Source organism: Escherichia sp. WS1450 (assembly GCF_046487395.1).
GTDB classification, from domain to species: domain Bacteria; phylum Pseudomonadota; class Gammaproteobacteria; order Enterobacterales; family Enterobacteriaceae; genus Escherichia; species Escherichia coli.
This window is the reverse complement of sequence record NZ_JBJQJO010000003.1, coordinates 290,204-305,282: the sequence shown is the minus strand read 5'-3', so window position 1 is coordinate 305,282 and position 15,079 is coordinate 290,204. Positions and strand designations below refer to the sequence as shown.

The 15,079-nt window shown below is 50.2% G+C and carries 16 protein-coding genes; 10 read left to right on the top strand and 6 right to left on the bottom strand.

Annotation, left to right across the window (positions count from 1 at the left end):
- Window positions 1–11 precede the first annotated feature (11 nt).
- Window positions 12–284 (top strand): barstar family protein, encoded by a 273-nt coding sequence (locus ACJHYR_RS05705; protein ID WP_001029005.1) that lies wholly within the window; start codon window positions 12–14, stop codon window positions 282–284.
- Between the two features lie 55 nt (window positions 285–339).
- Here ACJHYR_RS05705 and yhcN read toward each other — a convergent pair whose 3' ends face one another.
- Both yhcN and argR read right to left on the bottom strand, forming a co-directional pair.
- On the bottom strand, window positions 340–603 hold the full coding sequence (yhcN, locus tag ACJHYR_RS05700) for a peroxide/acid stress response protein YhcN (protein ID WP_000695690.1): 264 nt from the start codon (window positions 601–603) through the stop codon (window positions 340–342).
- 364 nt (window positions 604–967) lie between these two features.
- A complete protein-coding gene (argR, locus tag ACJHYR_RS05695; protein WP_001257846.1) occupies window positions 968–1,438 on the bottom strand; it encodes a transcriptional regulator ArgR in 471 nt (156 codons plus the stop codon).
- A gap of 434 nt (window positions 1,439–1,872) precedes the next feature.
- Between argR and mdh the strand changes: the two genes are divergently transcribed.
- On the top strand, window positions 1,873–2,811 hold the full coding sequence (mdh, locus tag ACJHYR_RS05690; protein WP_001315036.1) for a malate dehydrogenase: 939 nt from the start codon (window positions 1,873–1,875) through the stop codon (window positions 2,809–2,811).
- A gap of 62 nt (window positions 2,812–2,873) precedes the next feature.
- Here the strand turns inward: mdh and degS are convergent, their stop codons facing one another.
- The 3 genes from degS to zapG form a co-directional block, all read right to left on the bottom strand.
- On the bottom strand, window positions 2,874–3,941 hold the full coding sequence (degS, locus tag ACJHYR_RS05685) for an outer membrane-stress sensor serine endopeptidase DegS (protein ID WP_059328204.1): 1,068 nt from the start codon (window positions 3,939–3,941) through the stop codon (window positions 2,874–2,876).
- A gap of 89 nt (window positions 3,942–4,030) precedes the next feature.
- Window positions 4,031–5,398, bottom strand: coding sequence for a serine endoprotease DegQ (gene degQ, locus ACJHYR_RS05680; RefSeq protein ID WP_001295271.1), 1,368 nt, complete (start codon window positions 5,396–5,398; stop codon window positions 4,031–4,033).
- Window positions 5,399–5,551: 153 nt separating this feature from the next.
- Window positions 5,552–5,950 carry a Z-ring associated protein ZapG gene (zapG, locus tag ACJHYR_RS05675; RefSeq protein ID WP_001295270.1) on the bottom strand — a complete coding sequence of 133 codons (399 nt, stop codon included), beginning with the start codon at window positions 5,948–5,950 and terminating at the stop codon, window positions 5,552–5,554.
- A 193-nt stretch (window positions 5,951–6,143) separates the two neighbouring features.
- Here zapG and zapE point away from each other — a divergent pair, with 193 nt between their 5' ends.
- The 5 genes from zapE (at window position 6,144) to sspB (ending at window position 9,862) form a co-directional block, all read left to right on the top strand.
- On the top strand, window positions 6,144–7,271 hold the full coding sequence (zapE, locus tag ACJHYR_RS05670; RefSeq protein WP_001192326.1) for a cell division protein ZapE: 1,128 nt from the start codon (window positions 6,144–6,146) through the stop codon (window positions 7,269–7,271).
- Between the two features lie 218 nt (window positions 7,272–7,489).
- On the top strand, window positions 7,490–7,918 hold the full coding sequence (gene rplM / locus ACJHYR_RS05665; protein ID WP_000847559.1) for a 50S ribosomal protein L13: 429 nt from the start codon (window positions 7,490–7,492) through the stop codon (window positions 7,916–7,918).
- 15 nt (window positions 7,919–7,933) lie between these two features.
- Window positions 7,934–8,326 carry a 30S ribosomal protein S9 gene (gene rpsI, locus ACJHYR_RS05660; protein WP_000829818.1) on the top strand — a complete coding sequence of 131 codons (393 nt, stop codon included), beginning with the start codon at window positions 7,934–7,936 and terminating at the stop codon, window positions 8,324–8,326.
- A 394-nt stretch (window positions 8,327–8,720) separates the two neighbouring features.
- Window positions 8,721–9,359, top strand: a complete 639-nt coding sequence (gene sspA / locus ACJHYR_RS05655; protein WP_000257293.1) for a stringent starvation protein SspA — start codon at window positions 8,721–8,723, stop codon at window positions 9,357–9,359.
- Between the two features lie 5 nt (window positions 9,360–9,364).
- Window positions 9,365–9,862: a ClpXP protease specificity-enhancing factor gene (gene sspB, locus ACJHYR_RS05650; protein WP_000366118.1), complete on the top strand. Its 498-nt coding sequence runs from the start codon at window positions 9,365–9,367 to the stop codon at window positions 9,860–9,862.
- Window positions 9,863–9,905: 43 nt separating this feature from the next.
- On the opposite strand, the gene dcuC is transcribed toward sspB, so the two are convergent.
- Complete coding sequence (gene dcuC, locus ACJHYR_RS05645; RefSeq protein ID WP_001586301.1) at window positions 9,906–11,273, bottom strand: anaerobic C4-dicarboxylate transporter DcuC; 1,368 nt, start codon at window positions 11,271–11,273, stop codon at window positions 9,906–9,908.
- Window positions 11,274–11,652: 379 nt separating this feature from the next.
- Here dcuC and nanR point away from each other — a divergent pair, with 379 nt between their 5' ends.
- The 3 genes from nanR to nanT all read left to right on the top strand — a co-directional run bounded on the left by nanR (window position 11,653) and on the right by nanT (window position 15,058).
- Window positions 11,653–12,444: a transcriptional regulator NanR gene (gene nanR, locus ACJHYR_RS05640; RefSeq protein WP_000523844.1), complete on the top strand. Its 792-nt coding sequence runs from the start codon at window positions 11,653–11,655 to the stop codon at window positions 12,442–12,444.
- 121 nt (window positions 12,445–12,565) lie between these two features.
- Window positions 12,566–13,459, top strand: a complete 894-nt coding sequence (gene nanA, locus ACJHYR_RS05635) for an N-acetylneuraminate lyase (protein WP_000224714.1) — start codon at window positions 12,566–12,568, stop codon at window positions 13,457–13,459.
- A 108-nt stretch (window positions 13,460–13,567) separates the two neighbouring features.
- The gene (gene nanT, locus ACJHYR_RS05630; protein WP_000108262.1) at window positions 13,568–15,058 is read left to right on the top strand and encodes a sialic acid transporter NanT; all 1,491 of its coding nucleotides are present in this window, start codon (window positions 13,568–13,570) and stop codon (window positions 15,056–15,058) included.
- Window positions 15,059–15,079 lie beyond the last annotated feature (21 nt).

The window sequence follows — 15,079 nt, the reverse complement described above, 5'->3', positions numbered from 1 at the left end:
GGTGGCAACAGATGAATATTTATACCTTTGATTTTGATGAGATTGAGAGTCAGGAGGATTTTTATCGCGACTTCAGCCAAGCCTTTGGTCTGGCGAAAGATAAGGTACGCGATCTCGACTCTCTATGGGATGTGTTAATGAACGATGTCCTGCCGCTACCACTTGAGATTGAATTTGTTCATCTGGGAGAGAAAACGCGTCGCCGTTTTGGCGCGTTAATATTGCTGTTTGATGAGGCAGAGGAAGAGTTGGAAGGGCATTTGCGTTTTAATGTTCGTCATTAGCGCAAAAAAAAGCCCCCGAACCGGGGGCAATATCGTCGGACAAGACGATGAGGGTTTATTTGTACAGTTCAGCCGTAGCGTGCCAGGTGTCACCGCTACGAGCTTCCGTAATCTGGTAGGCCGTTGCGCCTTTCTCTTCTGCTTTTTTGTTCAGCATTTCACGCATATCCATTGGCGAAGACGCCACACCACTTACGGATACGGTCCCGATTGCTTCACGATTTTGTGCTTGTGCAGCATCAATGGAGTCGGCAGCGAATGCACCGAAAGATAGAACAGAAAGTACGCTTAATGCAGCAACAGTGGTTTTGATTTTCATGATTTTTACCTCGACATAATCTTTTAGCTGGGCCTTTGTTTCGTGACCCATATCACAAAATCAAGTATACACTAATTATTGAACTAATTAATACCACGCTAACTGTTTCAGTTGATACTAAGTGTTAAAAATGTGAGTTTTAATAACAAAAAAGAATTAAAAACACGGTTATTTATTATTAATTCTATTGTTTTCAATTAGATAATGAATTTTGCATAATGTGCTTTTTTTACCGTATGTATTCATTGTGTGAATGACATGTCGCAGTAAAACGCACTATTCGTTAAATTAATCGCAGAGGAAAGCAGGGGGTTGAGAGGGATAAGCAACATTTTCCCCGCCGCCAGAAGCGACGGGGCAGAGATTAAAGCTCCTGGTCGAACAGCTCTAAAATCGCTTCGTACAGGTCTTTGACGGTGAAACCGTTAGCAGGGGTAGTAAAGATGGTGTCATCGCCAGCGATGGTGCCCAGAATACCTTCTGCTTTGCCCAGTGAGTCCAGCAGGCGAGCAATTAACTGCGCCGCGCCAGGGCTGGTATGAATCACGACAACTGCATCGTTGTAGTCGATATCCAGCACCAGATTTTTCAATGGACTGGAGGTGGTTGGTACACCCAGTTCAGCTGGCAGGCAGTAAACCATTTCCATTTTGGCATTGCGTGTACGTACAGCACCAAACTTGGTCAACATCCGCGAGACTTTAGACTGATTAATATTGTCAAAGCCTTGCTCCTGCAACGCGGCGACGATTTCGCCCTGGGAGCTAAATTTCTCTTCTTTAAGTAATGCTTTAAATGCTTTAACTAGTTCTTCTTGCTTAGCCGAGCTTCGCATAAGTCACCCGATATGGTGGTTGATACAACATTATTGTGCATACAGATGAATTTTTATGCAAACAGTCAGCCCTGAAGAAGGCTGAAATAATGTTATGAAAGAGCGGGATTTTATCAAATTTCGTTATTGAGAAACATGCCTGCGTCACGGCATGCAAATTCTGCTTAAAAGTAAATTAATTGTTATCAAATTGATGTTGTTTTGGCTGAACGGTAGGGTATATTGTCACCACCTGTTGGAATGTTGCGCTAATGCATAAGCGACTGTTAATTACGTAAGTTAGGTTCCTGATTACGGCAATTAAATGCATAAACGCTAAACTTGCGTGACTACACATTCTTGAGATGTGGTCATTGTAAACGGCAATTTTGTGGATTAAGGTCGCGGCAGCGGAGCAACATATCTTAGTTTATCAATATAATAAGGAGTTTAGGATGAAAGTCGCAGTCCTCGGCGCTGCTGGCGGTATTGGCCAGGCGCTTGCACTACTGTTAAAAACCCAACTGCCTTCAGGTTCAGAACTCTCTCTGTATGATATCGCTCCAGTGACTCCCGGTGTGGCTGTCGATCTGAGCCATATCCCTACTGCTGTGAAAATCAAAGGTTTTTCTGGTGAAGATGCGACTCCGGCGCTGGAAGGCGCAGATGTCGTTCTTATCTCTGCAGGTGTAGCGCGTAAACCGGGTATGGATCGTTCCGACCTGTTTAACGTTAACGCCGGCATCGTGAAAAACCTGGTACAGCAAGTTGCGAAAACCTGCCCGAAAGCGTGCATTGGTATTATCACTAACCCGGTTAACACCACAGTTGCGATTGCTGCTGAAGTGCTGAAAAAAGCCGGTGTTTATGACAAAAACAAACTGTTCGGCGTTACCACGCTGGATATCATTCGTTCCAACACCTTTGTTGCGGAACTGAAAGGCAAACAGCCAGGCGAAGTTGAAGTGCCGGTTATTGGCGGTCACTCTGGTGTTACCATTCTGCCGCTGCTGTCACAGGTTCCTGGCGTTAGCTTTACCGAGCAGGAAGTGGCTGATCTGACCAAACGTATCCAGAACGCGGGTACTGAGGTGGTTGAAGCGAAAGCCGGTGGCGGGTCTGCAACCCTGTCTATGGGCCAGGCAGCTGCACGTTTTGGTCTGTCTCTGGTACGCGCACTGCAGGGCGAACAAGGCGTTGTCGAATGTGCCTACGTTGAAGGCGACGGTCAGTACGCCCGTTTCTTCTCTCAACCGCTGCTGCTGGGTAAAAACGGCGTGGAAGAGCGTAAATCTATCGGCACTCTGAGCGCATTTGAAAAGAACGCGCTGGAAGGTATGCTGGATACGCTGAAGAAAGATATCGCTCTGGGCGAAGAGTTCGTTAATAAGTAATTGATTAGCGGATAATAAAAAACCGGAGCGCAGACTCCGGTTTTTTGTTTTGAGCGCACGACTTAATTGGTTGCCGGATATTCCTGAATGGTGACCTGCAGCGTTAACTGCTTATCATCACGCATCACTACAACCGGGATCACCGAACCAGGGCGAATTTCCGCCACCTGATCCATCGTCTCCAGAGCAGAGATGGCCGGTTTGTTATCCACCGAAATAATCAAATCATTGACCTGAATACCCGCATTCGCCGCCGGGCCGTCAGGTGACACTTCATTAACCACGATCCCTTGCAGTTGATCTATACCACCGCCCTGCGCGTGCAGTGGTGCGATCTCACGTCCGCCTATACCAATGTAGCCGCGGATCACGCGACCATCGCGGATCAGTTTATCCATAATTTTGGTTGCTAACAGGAAAGGAATCGCAAAGCCGATACCTTCCGGCGTTTCGCCATCGTTACTCTTATCAAACGACAGCGTGTTAATGCCCATCAGTTCGCCCAGCGAGTTCACCAGCGCGCCGCCAGAGTTACCGTGGTTAATGGAAGCATCGGTTTGCAGGAAGTTTTGCCGCCCGGTCGGGTTCAGACCGATTCGACCCGTGGCACTAATAATCCCCTGGGTAATGGTCTGCCCGAGGTTGTACGGGTTACCGATCGCTAGTACCACGTCGCCAATGTGCGGTACGCGACGTGCATTGATTGGAATGGTAGGTAAACCGCCAGTGGCATTAATTTTAAGTACCGCCAGATCGGTTAGAGAGTCAGATCCCACCAGCAATGCTTCAAATACACGCCCATCCTGTAAGGCGACGATGATCTGATCGGCGTCGTTGATGACGTGTTTATTGGTGATGATATAACCGCGTTGATCCATGATTACACCGGATCCCAGGGTGCGGATCTCAAGCTGGTTGTGAGAGTTGGTGTTCAAACCACGGTTGTAAACGTTAACCACCGCTGGTGCGGCGCGGCGAACCGCCAGATTATAGCTGGCAGGCGTCTCATCGGTACTGTCAAATTGCGGAGTGGAAAGCGGGTTAAGGCTGCGCAGCGAAGGCATGGCAACCAGCAGAATAGCGCCGACAATTAATCCAATCGCAACGGAACGTAAGAGCTTCACAAACATGATGGAGGCGTCATTAAAAAAGGGAACGGCAGCAGCATACCACGAGTTAACCGGACATCACACGTCAGCCTGATGCCCGGTTTACGACATTAACGCATCAGCAGATAGATGCTTTCATTGCCGCGTACAATTTGCAGGGCGATGATGGCCGGTTTTGCCGCCAGCACTTTACGCATTTCAGCAATCGAGTTCACCCGATCGCGGTTGACGCCAATGATCACATCGTCTTTTTGCAAGCCTGCCTGAGCAGCTGGGCTTCCTTTGACAACCTCATCGATCTTAATACCTTTGCCGCCATCTTTTAGCTGACCATCGCTCAACGTTGCACCTTCAAGCGCTGGCGTGATCATTTCAGCGCTGGCCGACGAAGAGGTGCTGGTATCGAGCGTCACTTCTACTTCCAGTGGTTTGCCGTTACGCAGCAGGCCAAGCTTCACTTTCGTGCCCGGCTCGGTGGTTGCGATACGAGAGCGCAACTCAGCAAAGCTATTCAGCGGTTTGCCGTTGAGGCTGGTAATAATATCGCCCGCTTTGACGCCCGCTTTTGCCGAGCCAGAACCTGGCAACACTTCGCTGACAAACGCGCCACGCTGCACGTCAAGGTTGAAGGCTTTGGCGATATCGGCACTCATCTCTGTGCCTTTGATGCCTAACAGACCGCGTTTGATTTCACCAAAGTCGATAAGCTGCTGCGCCAGTGTTCGCGCCATATTACTGGGGATGGCAAATCCAATCCCGACGCTCCCGCCGCCAGGCGCAAGGATTGCCGTGTTGATGCCAATTAACTCACCGTTAAGGTTTAACAGTGCACCGCCGGAGTTACCGCGGTTAATGGAAGCATCTGTCTGGATAAAGTTTTCAAGACCTTCAAGATTCAACCCACTGCGGCCTAATGCTGACACAATGCCAGAGGTGGCGGTTTGCCCAAGGCCAAATGGGTTACCGACCGCCACGGCAAAATCACCGACGCGCAATTTATCGGAGTCGGCAATAGCGATTTGCGTTAATTTGCTCGGGTTTTGAATTTGCAACAGGGCGATATCGCTCTGGTCATCGCTACCAATCAGTTTTGCATCAAACTCGCGCCCATCATTGAGCTGAATACTGATTTTCTGTGCCTGATTAATCACATGGTTGTTAGTCAGCACATAGCCTTTACTGGCGTTGATGATGACACCGGAGCCTAAACCTTCGAAGGGTTGTGCAGGTTGATCCGGTAAATCATCACCAAAAAACTTTTTGAATTCTTCCGGGATTTTCTGTCCCTGACTGGCCGTTCCTTCCACCCGTACGCTCACCACTGCCGGAAGCACTTTTTCCAGCATTGGGGCCAGACTGGGGAGGGGGGCCTGATCGGCAACCTGGCCTGGAATCGACGCAACGGCCTGAAATGACGCCGAGAGAGTTAACCCGACACTTAACGCTAATGCACTCAACAGCTGGGTTTGTTTTTTCATTATTCCTGCTCTCGTACCTGAATGATAAGAAAAGAGATTCAAAACAGTTTGATGTTATTGAATTTTCAGACGGCTAACAATGAGACACCAGATTAAATGATAGTCGGGGAGGGAAAGAAGAGGAGGGCGCAATGGCTGCGCCCGAAAAATAAATTAGTCGCGCTTCGCGCCAGTACGCAGCAGGCCGGATGCGCCTTCAGAATAGTCGCGAGGCATCTGCACCGGTGCCTGATCGTTGCTGGCTTCAGACTCTGCCAGACGATTACGGAACGGGTTTGCTTCAGCAGACAGTTCCGGCAGCAGGCTGCTGGAGCTTTTCGCCATGTGTTGATACAGCTGGCGATAGTCGTGCGCCATGGTATCCAGTAATTCCGCGCTGCGGGCAAAGTGGCTAACCAGCTCTTCGCGATACTCGTCCAGTTCAGCTTTATTCTTTTCCAGTTCGTACTGCAACGCCTGTTGCTGGCGTAGTTTACGATTACCAAAACGCATGGCCACAGCACCAATAATGATGCCGACGACTAACCCAATTAGCGCATATTCCCAGGTCATGAACATCTCCCGTTGTCTTTTGTTTCCGTAGGGTGTTGGCTTCAGGCTCCATGCCTGCGGCTGATTATGCCACTATAACCGTTAATTCCACAGAAGTGGAATCCCGACTGCATATCGCGTAGTGTAGAACGGCCTTTTTTTCGTCAACCGTGAACAACGGCGCACCGATTATTCAAGGAATAACAATAAGATCATGCAAAGCGTTACCCCAACATCGCAATACCTGAAGGCGCTCAATGAAGGCAGCCATCAACCCGACGACGTTCAAAAAGAGGCCGTCAGCCGCCTGGAAATTATTTATCAGGAACTCATCAATAGCACGCCTCCAGCCCCCAGGACGAGTGGGCTAATGGCGCGGGTCGGTAAGCTGTGGGGTAAACGCGAAGACACAAAGCATACGCCAGTGCGTGGCTTATATATGTGGGGCGGTGTAGGACGCGGGAAAACCTGGCTGATGGACCTTTTCTATCAAAGCCTGCCGGGAGAGCGGAAACAGCGCCTGCACTTTCACCGTTTTATGCTGCGGGTGCATGAAGAGCTAACTGCCTTACAGGGGAAGACCGATCCGCTGGAAATTATTGCCGATCGCTTTAAAGCAGAAACTGACGTGCTCTGTTTTGACGAATTTTTTGTTTCTGATATTACCGACGCCATGCTACTTGGCGGTCTGATGAAAGCCCTGTTCACCCGCGGAATAACGCTGGTAGCGACGTCAAATATTCCGCCGGACGAACTTTATCGAAATGGCTTGCAACGTGCGCGTTTTCTGCCTGCAATCGATGCCATTAAACAGCATTGTGATGTAATGAACGTGGACGCTGGTGTTGATTATCGACTGCGTACACTCACTCAGGCGCATCTGTGGCTTTCGCCACTCAACGATGAAATTCGGGCGCAAATGGATAAACTATGGTTGGCTCTGGCGGGGGCGAAACGAGAAAATTCACCGACGTTAGAAATCAACCATCGGCCATTGGCGACAATGGGCGTCGAGAACCAGACGCTGGCGGTCTCTTTTACTACGCTGTGCGTCGACGCCCGCAGTCAGCATGACTATATTGCGCTCTCACGCCTCTTTCACACAGTCATGTTGTTTGATGTACCAGTTATGACGCGGTTGATGGAGAGCGAAGCGCGACGTTTTATTGCGCTGGTGGATGAGTTTTACGAGCGCCATGTCAAATTAGTGGTGAGTGCAGAAGTGCCGCTGTATGAAATTTATCAGGGTGAGCGGCTGAAGTTTGAGTTCCAGCGTTGCCTGTCACGTCTGCAAGAGATGCAAAGCGAAGAGTATCTGAAGCGCGAGCATTTAGCGGGTTAAAACCTGCCACAAATCACAAAAAGGGGTCGATCTTTGACCCCGACTTCTCTATAATCCTGCGACCCCACGTTACAAGAAAGTTTTTTTCCCAAAACTTTTTGTGTGCTGGCATAGGCTATTCGAAGGGGTAGGTTTGCCGGACTTTGTCGTGTGAACCTCAACAATTGAAGACGTTTGGGTGTTCACCAACGTGTAACTATTTATTGGGTAAGCTTTTAATGAAAACTTTTACAGCTAAACCAGAAACCGTAAAACGCGACTGGTATGTTGTTGACGCGACCGGTAAAACTCTGGGCCGTCTGGCTACTGAACTGGCTCGTCGCCTGCGCGGTAAGCACAAAGCGGAATACACTCCGCACGTAGATACCGGTGATTACATCATCGTTCTGAACGCTGACAAAGTTGCTGTAACCGGCAACAAGCGTACTGACAAAGTGTACTATCACCACACCGGCCACATCGGTGGTATCAAACAAGCGACCTTTGAAGAGATGATTGCTCGCCGTCCTGAGCGTGTGATTGAAATCGCGGTTAAAGGCATGTTGCCAAAAGGCCCGCTGGGTCGTGCTATGTTCCGTAAACTGAAAGTTTACGCGGGTAACGAGCACAACCACGCGGCACAGCAACCGCAAGTTCTTGACATCTAATCGGGATTATAGGCAATGGCTGAAAATCAATACTACGGCACTGGTCGCCGCAAAAGTTCCGCAGCTCGCGTTTTCATCAAACCGGGCAACGGTAAAATCGTAATCAACCAACGTTCTCTGGAACAGTACTTCGGTCGTGAAACTGCCCGCATGGTAGTTCGTCAGCCGCTGGAACTGGTCGACATGGTTGAGAAACTGGACCTGTACATCACCGTTAAAGGTGGTGGTATCTCTGGTCAGGCTGGTGCGATCCGTCACGGTATCACCCGCGCTCTGATGGAATACGACGAGTCCCTGCGTTCTGAACTGCGTAAAGCTGGCTTCGTTACTCGTGACGCTCGTCAGGTTGAACGTAAGAAAGTCGGTCTGCGTAAAGCACGTCGTCGTCCGCAGTTCTCCAAACGTTAATTGGCTTCTGCTCCGGCAGAAAACAATTTGCGAAAAAACCCGCTTCGGCGGGTTTTTTTATGGCTAAATTCTGAATCAGCGTAAAAAATGGAAAGTTGCTTTTTGCTGCCGTCTGACAGACAGGCAAAACAAAAACCACATCGCCAATAAGGGACTAAGTCAACTATTTCAGACTAAAGCGCATCTCTTTTTCCCCATTTCCGGCATCGACTCACCACAAAGGTCGCAAAATCTGGTAAACTATCATCCAATTTTCTGCCCAAATGTCGGGTATTGCTCATTTTTTGTTTGATTTTCGAACAAAGAGAGTCGTTCCTTACTGGGTAACACAACTTCTGACTGGCCACCTGGTGGCTGGTAGCAGTAAAAATTCTGACTATACCTGGAGGTTTTCATGGCTGTCGCTGCCAACAAACGTTCGGTAATGACGCTGTTTTCCGGTCCTACTGACATCTATAGCCATCAGGTCCGCATTGTGCTGGCTGAGAAAGGTGTAAGTTTCGAGATCGAACACGTGGAAAAGGACAATCCGCCTCAGGATCTGATTGACCTCAACCCGAATCAGAGCGTTCCGACCCTGGTGGATCGTGAGCTGACCCTGTGGGAATCTCGCATCATTATGGAATATCTGGATGAGCGTTTCCCGCATCCGCCACTGATGCCTGTTTACCCGGTAGCTCGCGGTGAAAGCCGTCTGTACATGCATCGCATCGAAAAAGACTGGTACACGCTGATGAACACCATCATCAACGGTTCAGCTTCTGAAGCAGATGCCGCACGTAAGCAACTGCGCGAAGAACTGCTGGCGATTGCGCCGGTCTTCGGTCAGAAGCCGTACTTCCTGAGCGATGAGTTCAGCCTGGTCGATTGCTACCTTGCTCCGCTGCTGTGGCGTCTGCCGCAACTGGGTATCGAGTTCAGCGGCCCGGGTGCGAAAGAGCTGAAAGGCTATATGACCCGCGTCTTTGAGCGTGACTCTTTCCTTGCTTCTTTAACTGAAGCTGAACGTGAAATGCGTCTGGGCCGGAGTTAATCTGTATGGATTTGTCACAGCTAACACCACGTCGTCCCTATCTGCTGCGTGCATTCTATGAGTGGTTGCTGGATAACCAGCTCACGCCGCACCTGGTGGTGGATGTGACGCTCCTTGGCGTGCAGGTTCCTATGGAATATGCGCGTGACGGGCAAATCGTACTCAACATTGCGCCGCGTGCTGTCGGCAATCTGGAACTGGCGAATGATGAGGTGCGCTTTAACGCGCGCTTTGGTGGCATTCCGCGTCAGGTTTCTGTGCCGCTGGCTGCCGTGCTGGCTATCTACGCCCGTGAAAATGGCGCAGGCACGATGTTTGAACCTGAAGCTGCCTACGATGAAGATGCCAGCATCATGAATGATGAAGAGGCATCGGCAGACAACGAAACCGTTATGTCGGTTATTGATGGCGACAAGCCAGATCACGATGATGACACTCATCCTGACGATGAACCACCGCAGCCACCACGTGGTGGTCGACCAGCATTACGCGTTGTGAAGTAATACTAAAACAGGCCCTGGCGGCCTGTTTTGTCTTTTTAATCGCTTAATAAAATAGCGTGATAGTGGCAATCATATTCACCACGAAACCGACTGCCATGGGGATCGCTGTCCGCTTCACTACCGCAAAAGGCGAAACGCCTGCAATTCCTGACGTAACGACCACCACCGCAGTAATCGGCGAAACAGCGCGCGCTAGCGTCGTGGCAAAATGCATCGGCATAATCATTACAACCGCTGGTACATGTAGTCCGGCTGCGATATTCGGAATAAGACTGGCAAATGACATAAACGGCGCATTGCCTGAGCCCATCACAATGGCACAAATGGCAATGACCAGCGCCATAATAATCATCACGCCAATACCGCCCAGACCAGAATGCTCCGCACCCCTGATAACCGCATCGACAGTGCCAATCGTCGTTAAGCCTTTCGCAAATATTTCACCCGCGACCACCAGCGTTACCACGTTGGCAAACTGCGTACCCATGCCGTCAAAAAACGCCTGCACATCATCCATTGTTTCGCGCAAGTTATGCTTGCGGAAGAACTCAACAAACATCGTCACTGTCAAACTCAGTAACATCACCACCACCAGATGCAGTTCTGACTGCATCAGCCCGACGTGGGCAAGGAACAGCGAGCCGAGCATCAGGATTAACGGCATCACCGGTAAAATGGCGTAATAGAGCGGCGGGACATTATCGAGAGCTTTTTGCTCGGCCTGTTCGTGATTGATATTTTTATCTTTTTTGTCGAAAGCGCATTGCACGAAAAAGTGGGAGATCGCCACCGAGATAATGACGCAAGAGGCGACCGGAAGCTGGTAGTGGAAGAAGTAAGTGGCAATTTTCATTCCTGCGACCTGGGCAGCAAAAATGGAGTTCGTTTCCAGAATCCCCCACTCAATGGACATGGTGGTTGCGATAACCGCCACCGCAGAGAGGCGACTTACTCCCAGACTCACCAGCGTCGGAAATAAGGTGACCATCAGCAACATACCCAGACCGGAGGCGCTGGTAATAAACTGCGCCATGATTTGGCCGATGACGTAAGTTGCCGACAGAATAATATACGGCGAGCGAATGAGTTTTAACGGGCGGCTTAACAAGCTCACCATCGCGCGACTGGCCCCTATGCGCTCCATATAGCGGGCATAACCGCCCACTGCCATAATCGACAGCCCCAATCCGGCAATGCGGTTGGACAGCATGCGCAGGATTTCATTATAAATATCGACGATCAAGTAGCCGCTGCTTTTGGCGGGATCGAGCACACCACCGAACCCTAACCAGACACCGCACATCATCAGGAAGATACCTGCGGCAGCCAGCACCACCTGAGGTTTGTAGTTTTTCAGGATCAAATAGCCCATCGTAATTAATACGATGACAGATATAATTATGCCGAACATTGTTGAACTCCGTGTCAAAAGAAAACGGTCAATCCCATAAACGGCAGATTGAAAACAATGATGTTATATTTTTTGCAAGGCTATTTATGGTGCGGATGTCGTGTTTTTAATTGTAGGTGAGGTGATTTTTCATTAAAAAATATGCGCTTATGATTATTTTGTAAGAACACATTCATAATATTCATAATGCTCGTGAATAGTCTTATAAATAATTCAATCGGGATGTTTTTATCTGCTTTACATTAATTTTTCGCAATAGTTAATTATTCAGTTAATTATAGTAATGATGAGGCACAAAGAGAAAACCCCGCCATTTCCCCCTACTTTCAATCCTGTGATAGGATGTCACTGATGATGTTAATCACACTGACCTTACAGAATGGGCCTTATGAACGCATTTGATTCGCAAACCGAAGATTCTTCACCTGCAATTGGTCGCAACTTGCGTAGCCGCCCGCTGGCGCGTAAAAAACTCTCCGAAATGGTGGAAGAAGAGCTGGAACAGATGATCCGCCGTCGTGAATTTGGCGAAGGTGAACAATTACCGTCTGAACGCGAACTGATGGCGTTCTTTAACGTCGGGCGTCCTTCTGTGCGTGAAGCGCTGGCAGCGTTAAAACGCAAAGGTCTGGTGCAGATAAACAACGGCGAACGCGCTCGCGTCTCACGTCCTTCTGCGGACACCATCATCGGCGAGCTTTCCGGCATGGCGAAAGATTTCCTTTCTCATCCTGGCGGGATTGCCCATTTCGAACAATTACGTCTGTTCTTTGAATCCAGCCTGGTGCGCTATGCGGCTGAACACGCCACCGATGAGCAAATCGATTTGCTGGCAAAAGCACTGGAAATCAACAGTCAGTCGCTGGATAACAACGCAGCATTCATTCGTTCAGACGTTGATTTCCACCGCGTGCTGGCGGAGATCCCCGGTAACCCAATCTTCATGGCGATCCACGTTGCCCTGCTCGACTGGCTGATCGCCGCACGTCCAACCGTGGCTGATCAGGCTCTGCACGAGCATAACAACGTTAGCTATCAACAGCATATTGCGATCGTTGACGCGATCCGCCGCCACGATCCCGATGAAGCCGATCGCGCGTTGCAATCGCATCTCAACAGCGTCTCTGCTACCTGGCACGCCTTCGGTCAGACCACCAACAAAAAGAAATAATGCCACTTTAGTGAAGCAGATCGCATTATAAGCTTTCTGTATGGGGTGTTGCTTAATTGATCTGGTATAACAGGTATAAAGGTATATCGTTTATCAGACAAGCATCACTTCAGAGGTATTTATGGCAACGAATTTACGTGGCGTAATGGCCGCACTCCTGACTCCTTTTGACCAACAACAAGCACTGGATAAAGCGAGTCTGCGTCGCCTGGTTCAGTTCAATATTCAGCAGGGCATCGACGGTTTATACGTGGGTGGTTCTACCGGCGAAGCCTTTGTACAAAGCCTTTCCGAGCGTGAACAGGTACTGGAAATCGTCGCCGAAGAGGCGAAAGGCAAGATTAAACTCATCGCTCACGTCGGTTGCGTCAGCACTGCTGAAAGCCAACAACTTGCGGCATCGGCTAAACGTTATGGCTTCGATGCCGTCTCCGCCGTCACGCCGTTCTACTATCCTTTCAGCTTTGAAGAACACTGCGATCACTATCGGGCAATTATTGATTCGGCGGATGGTTTGCCGATGGTGGTGTACAACATTCCAGCCCTGAGCGGGGTAAAACTGACTCTGGATCAGATCAACACCCTGGTTACGCTGCCTGGTGTAGGTGCGCTGAAACAGACCTCTGGCGATCTCTATCAGATGGAGCAGATCCGTCGTGAACATCCGGATCTGGTGCTCTATAACGGTTACGACGAAATCTTCGCCTCTGGTCTTCTGGCGGGCGCAGACGGTGGTATCGGTAGTACCTACAACATCATGGGCTGGCGTTATCAGGGCATTGTTAAGGCGCTGAAAGAAGGCGATATCCAGACCGCGCAGAAACTGCAAACTGAGTGCAATAAAGTCATTGATTTACTGATCAAAACGGGCGTATTCCGCGGCCTGAAAACTGTCCTCCATTATATGGATGTCGTTTCTGTGCCGCTGTGCCGCAAACCGTTTGGACCGGTAGATGAAAAATATCTGCCAGAACTGAAGGCGCTGGCCCAGCAGTTGATGCAAGAGCGCGGGTGAGTTGTTTCCCCTCGCTCGCCCCTACCGGGTGAGGGGAAATAAACGCATCTGTACCCTACAATTTTCATACCAAAGCGTGTGGGCATCGCCCACCGCGGGAGACTCACAATGAGTACTACAATCCAGAATATCCCGTGGTATCGCCATCTCAACCGCGCACAATGGCGGGCATTTTCCGCTGCCTGGTTGGGATATCTGCTTGACGGTTTTGATTTCGTTTTAATCGCCCTGGTACTCACCGAAGTACAAGGTGAATTCGGGCTGACGACGGTGCAGGCGGCAAGTCTGATCTCCGCAGCCTTTATCTCTCGCTGGTTCGGCGGCCTGATGCTCGGCGCTATGGGTGACCGCTACGGGCGTCGTCTGGCAATGGTCACCAGCATCGTTCTCTTCTCGGCCGGGACGCTGGCCTGCGGCTTTGCGCCAGGCTACATCACCATGTTTATCGCTCGTCTGGTCATCGGCATGGGGATGGCGGGTGAATACGGTTCCAGCGCCACCTATGTCATTGAAAGCTGGCCAAAACATCTGCGTAATAAAGCCAGTGGTTTTCTGATTTCCGGCTTCTCTGTGGGGGCCGTCGTTGCCGCTCAGGTCTATAGCCTGGTGGTTCCGGTCTGGGGCTGGCGTGCGCTGTTCTTTATCGGCATTTTGCCAATCATCTTTGCTCTCTGGCTGCGTAAAAACATCCCGGAAGCGGAAGACTGGAAAGAGAAACATGCTGGTAAAGCACCAGTACGCACGATGGTAGATATTCTCTACCGTGGTGAACATCGCATTGCCAATATCGTAATGACACTGGCGGCGGCTACTGCGCTATGGTTTTGCTTCGCCGGTAACCTGCAAAATGCCGCGATCGTCGCTGTTCTTGGGCTGTTATGCGCCGCAATCTTTATCAGCTTTATGGTGCAAAGTACGGGCAAACGCTGGCCAACGGGCGTAATGCTGATGGTGGTCGTGTTGTTTGCTTTCCTCTACTCATGGCCGATTCAGGCGCTGCTGCCAACGTATCTGAAAACCGATCTGGCTTATAACCCGCATACTGTCGCCAATGTGCTGTTCTTTAGTGGCTTTGGCGCGGCGGTGGGATGCTGCGTAGGTGGCTTCCTCGGTGACTGGCTGGGAACCCGCAAAGCGTACGTTTGTAGCCTGCTGGCCTCGCAGCTGCTGATTATTCCGGTATTTGCGATTGGCGGCGCAAACGTCTGGGTGCTCGGTCTGTTACTGTTCTTCCAGCAAATGCTTGGACAAGGGATCGCCGGGATCTTACCGAAACTGATTGGCGGTTATTTCGATACCGACCAGCGTGCAGCGGGCCTGGGCTTTACCTACAACGTCGGCGCATTGGGCGGTGCACTGGCCCCAATCATCGGCGCGTTGATCGCTCAACGTCTGGATCTGGGTACTGCGCTGGCATCGCTCTCGTTCAGTCTGACATTTGTGGTGATCCTGCTGATTGGTCTGGATATGCCTTCCCGCGTTCAGCGTTGGCTGCGTCCGGAAGCATTGCGTACTCATGACGCTATCGACGGCAAACCATTTAGCGGTGCCGTGCCATTTGGCCGCGCCAAAAACGATTTAGTCAAAACCAAAAGTTAATCCTGTTGCCCGGTCTCTGTA

Coding starts and splice junctions, on each gene's coding strand:
- degS (WP_059328204.1), bottom strand. CDS start 3,941: ATGTTTGTGAAGCTCTTACGTTCCGTTGCGATTGGATTAATTGTCGGC.
- yhcN (WP_000695690.1), bottom strand. CDS start 603: ATGAAAATCAAAACCACTGTTGCTGCATTAAGCGTACTTTCTGTTCTA.
- sspA (WP_000257293.1), top strand. CDS start 8,721: ATGGCTGTCGCTGCCAACAAACGTTCGGTAATGACGCTGTTTTCCGGT.
- zapE (WP_001192326.1), top strand. CDS start 6,144: ATGCAAAGCGTTACCCCAACATCGCAATACCTGAAGGCGCTCAATGAA.
- sspB (WP_000366118.1), top strand. CDS start 9,365: ATGGATTTGTCACAGCTAACACCACGTCGTCCCTATCTGCTGCGTGCA.
- zapG (WP_001295270.1), bottom strand. CDS start 5,950: ATGACCTGGGAATATGCGCTAATTGGGTTAGTCGTCGGCATCATTATT.
- nanT (WP_000108262.1), top strand. CDS start 13,568: ATGAGTACTACAATCCAGAATATCCCGTGGTATCGCCATCTCAACCGC.
- degQ (WP_001295271.1), bottom strand. CDS start 5,398: ATGAAAAAACAAACCCAGCTGTTGAGTGCATTAGCGTTAAGTGTCGGG.
- rpsI (WP_000829818.1), top strand. CDS start 7,934: ATGGCTGAAAATCAATACTACGGCACTGGTCGCCGCAAAAGTTCCGCA.
- dcuC (WP_001586301.1), bottom strand. CDS start 11,273: ATGTTCGGCATAATTATATCTGTCATCGTATTAATTACGATGGGCTAT.
- nanA (WP_000224714.1), top strand. CDS start 12,566: ATGGCAACGAATTTACGTGGCGTAATGGCCGCACTCCTGACTCCTTTT.
- rplM (WP_000847559.1), top strand. CDS start 7,490: ATGAAAACTTTTACAGCTAAACCAGAAACCGTAAAACGCGACTGGTAT.
- nanR (WP_000523844.1), top strand. CDS start 11,653: ATGGGCCTTATGAACGCATTTGATTCGCAAACCGAAGATTCTTCACCT.
- ACJHYR_RS05705 (WP_001029005.1), top strand. CDS start 12: ATGAATATTTATACCTTTGATTTTGATGAGATTGAGAGTCAGGAGGAT.
- argR (WP_001257846.1), bottom strand. CDS start 1,438: ATGCGAAGCTCGGCTAAGCAAGAAGAACTAGTTAAAGCATTTAAAGCA.
- mdh (WP_001315036.1), top strand. CDS start 1,873: ATGAAAGTCGCAGTCCTCGGCGCTGCTGGCGGTATTGGCCAGGCGCTT.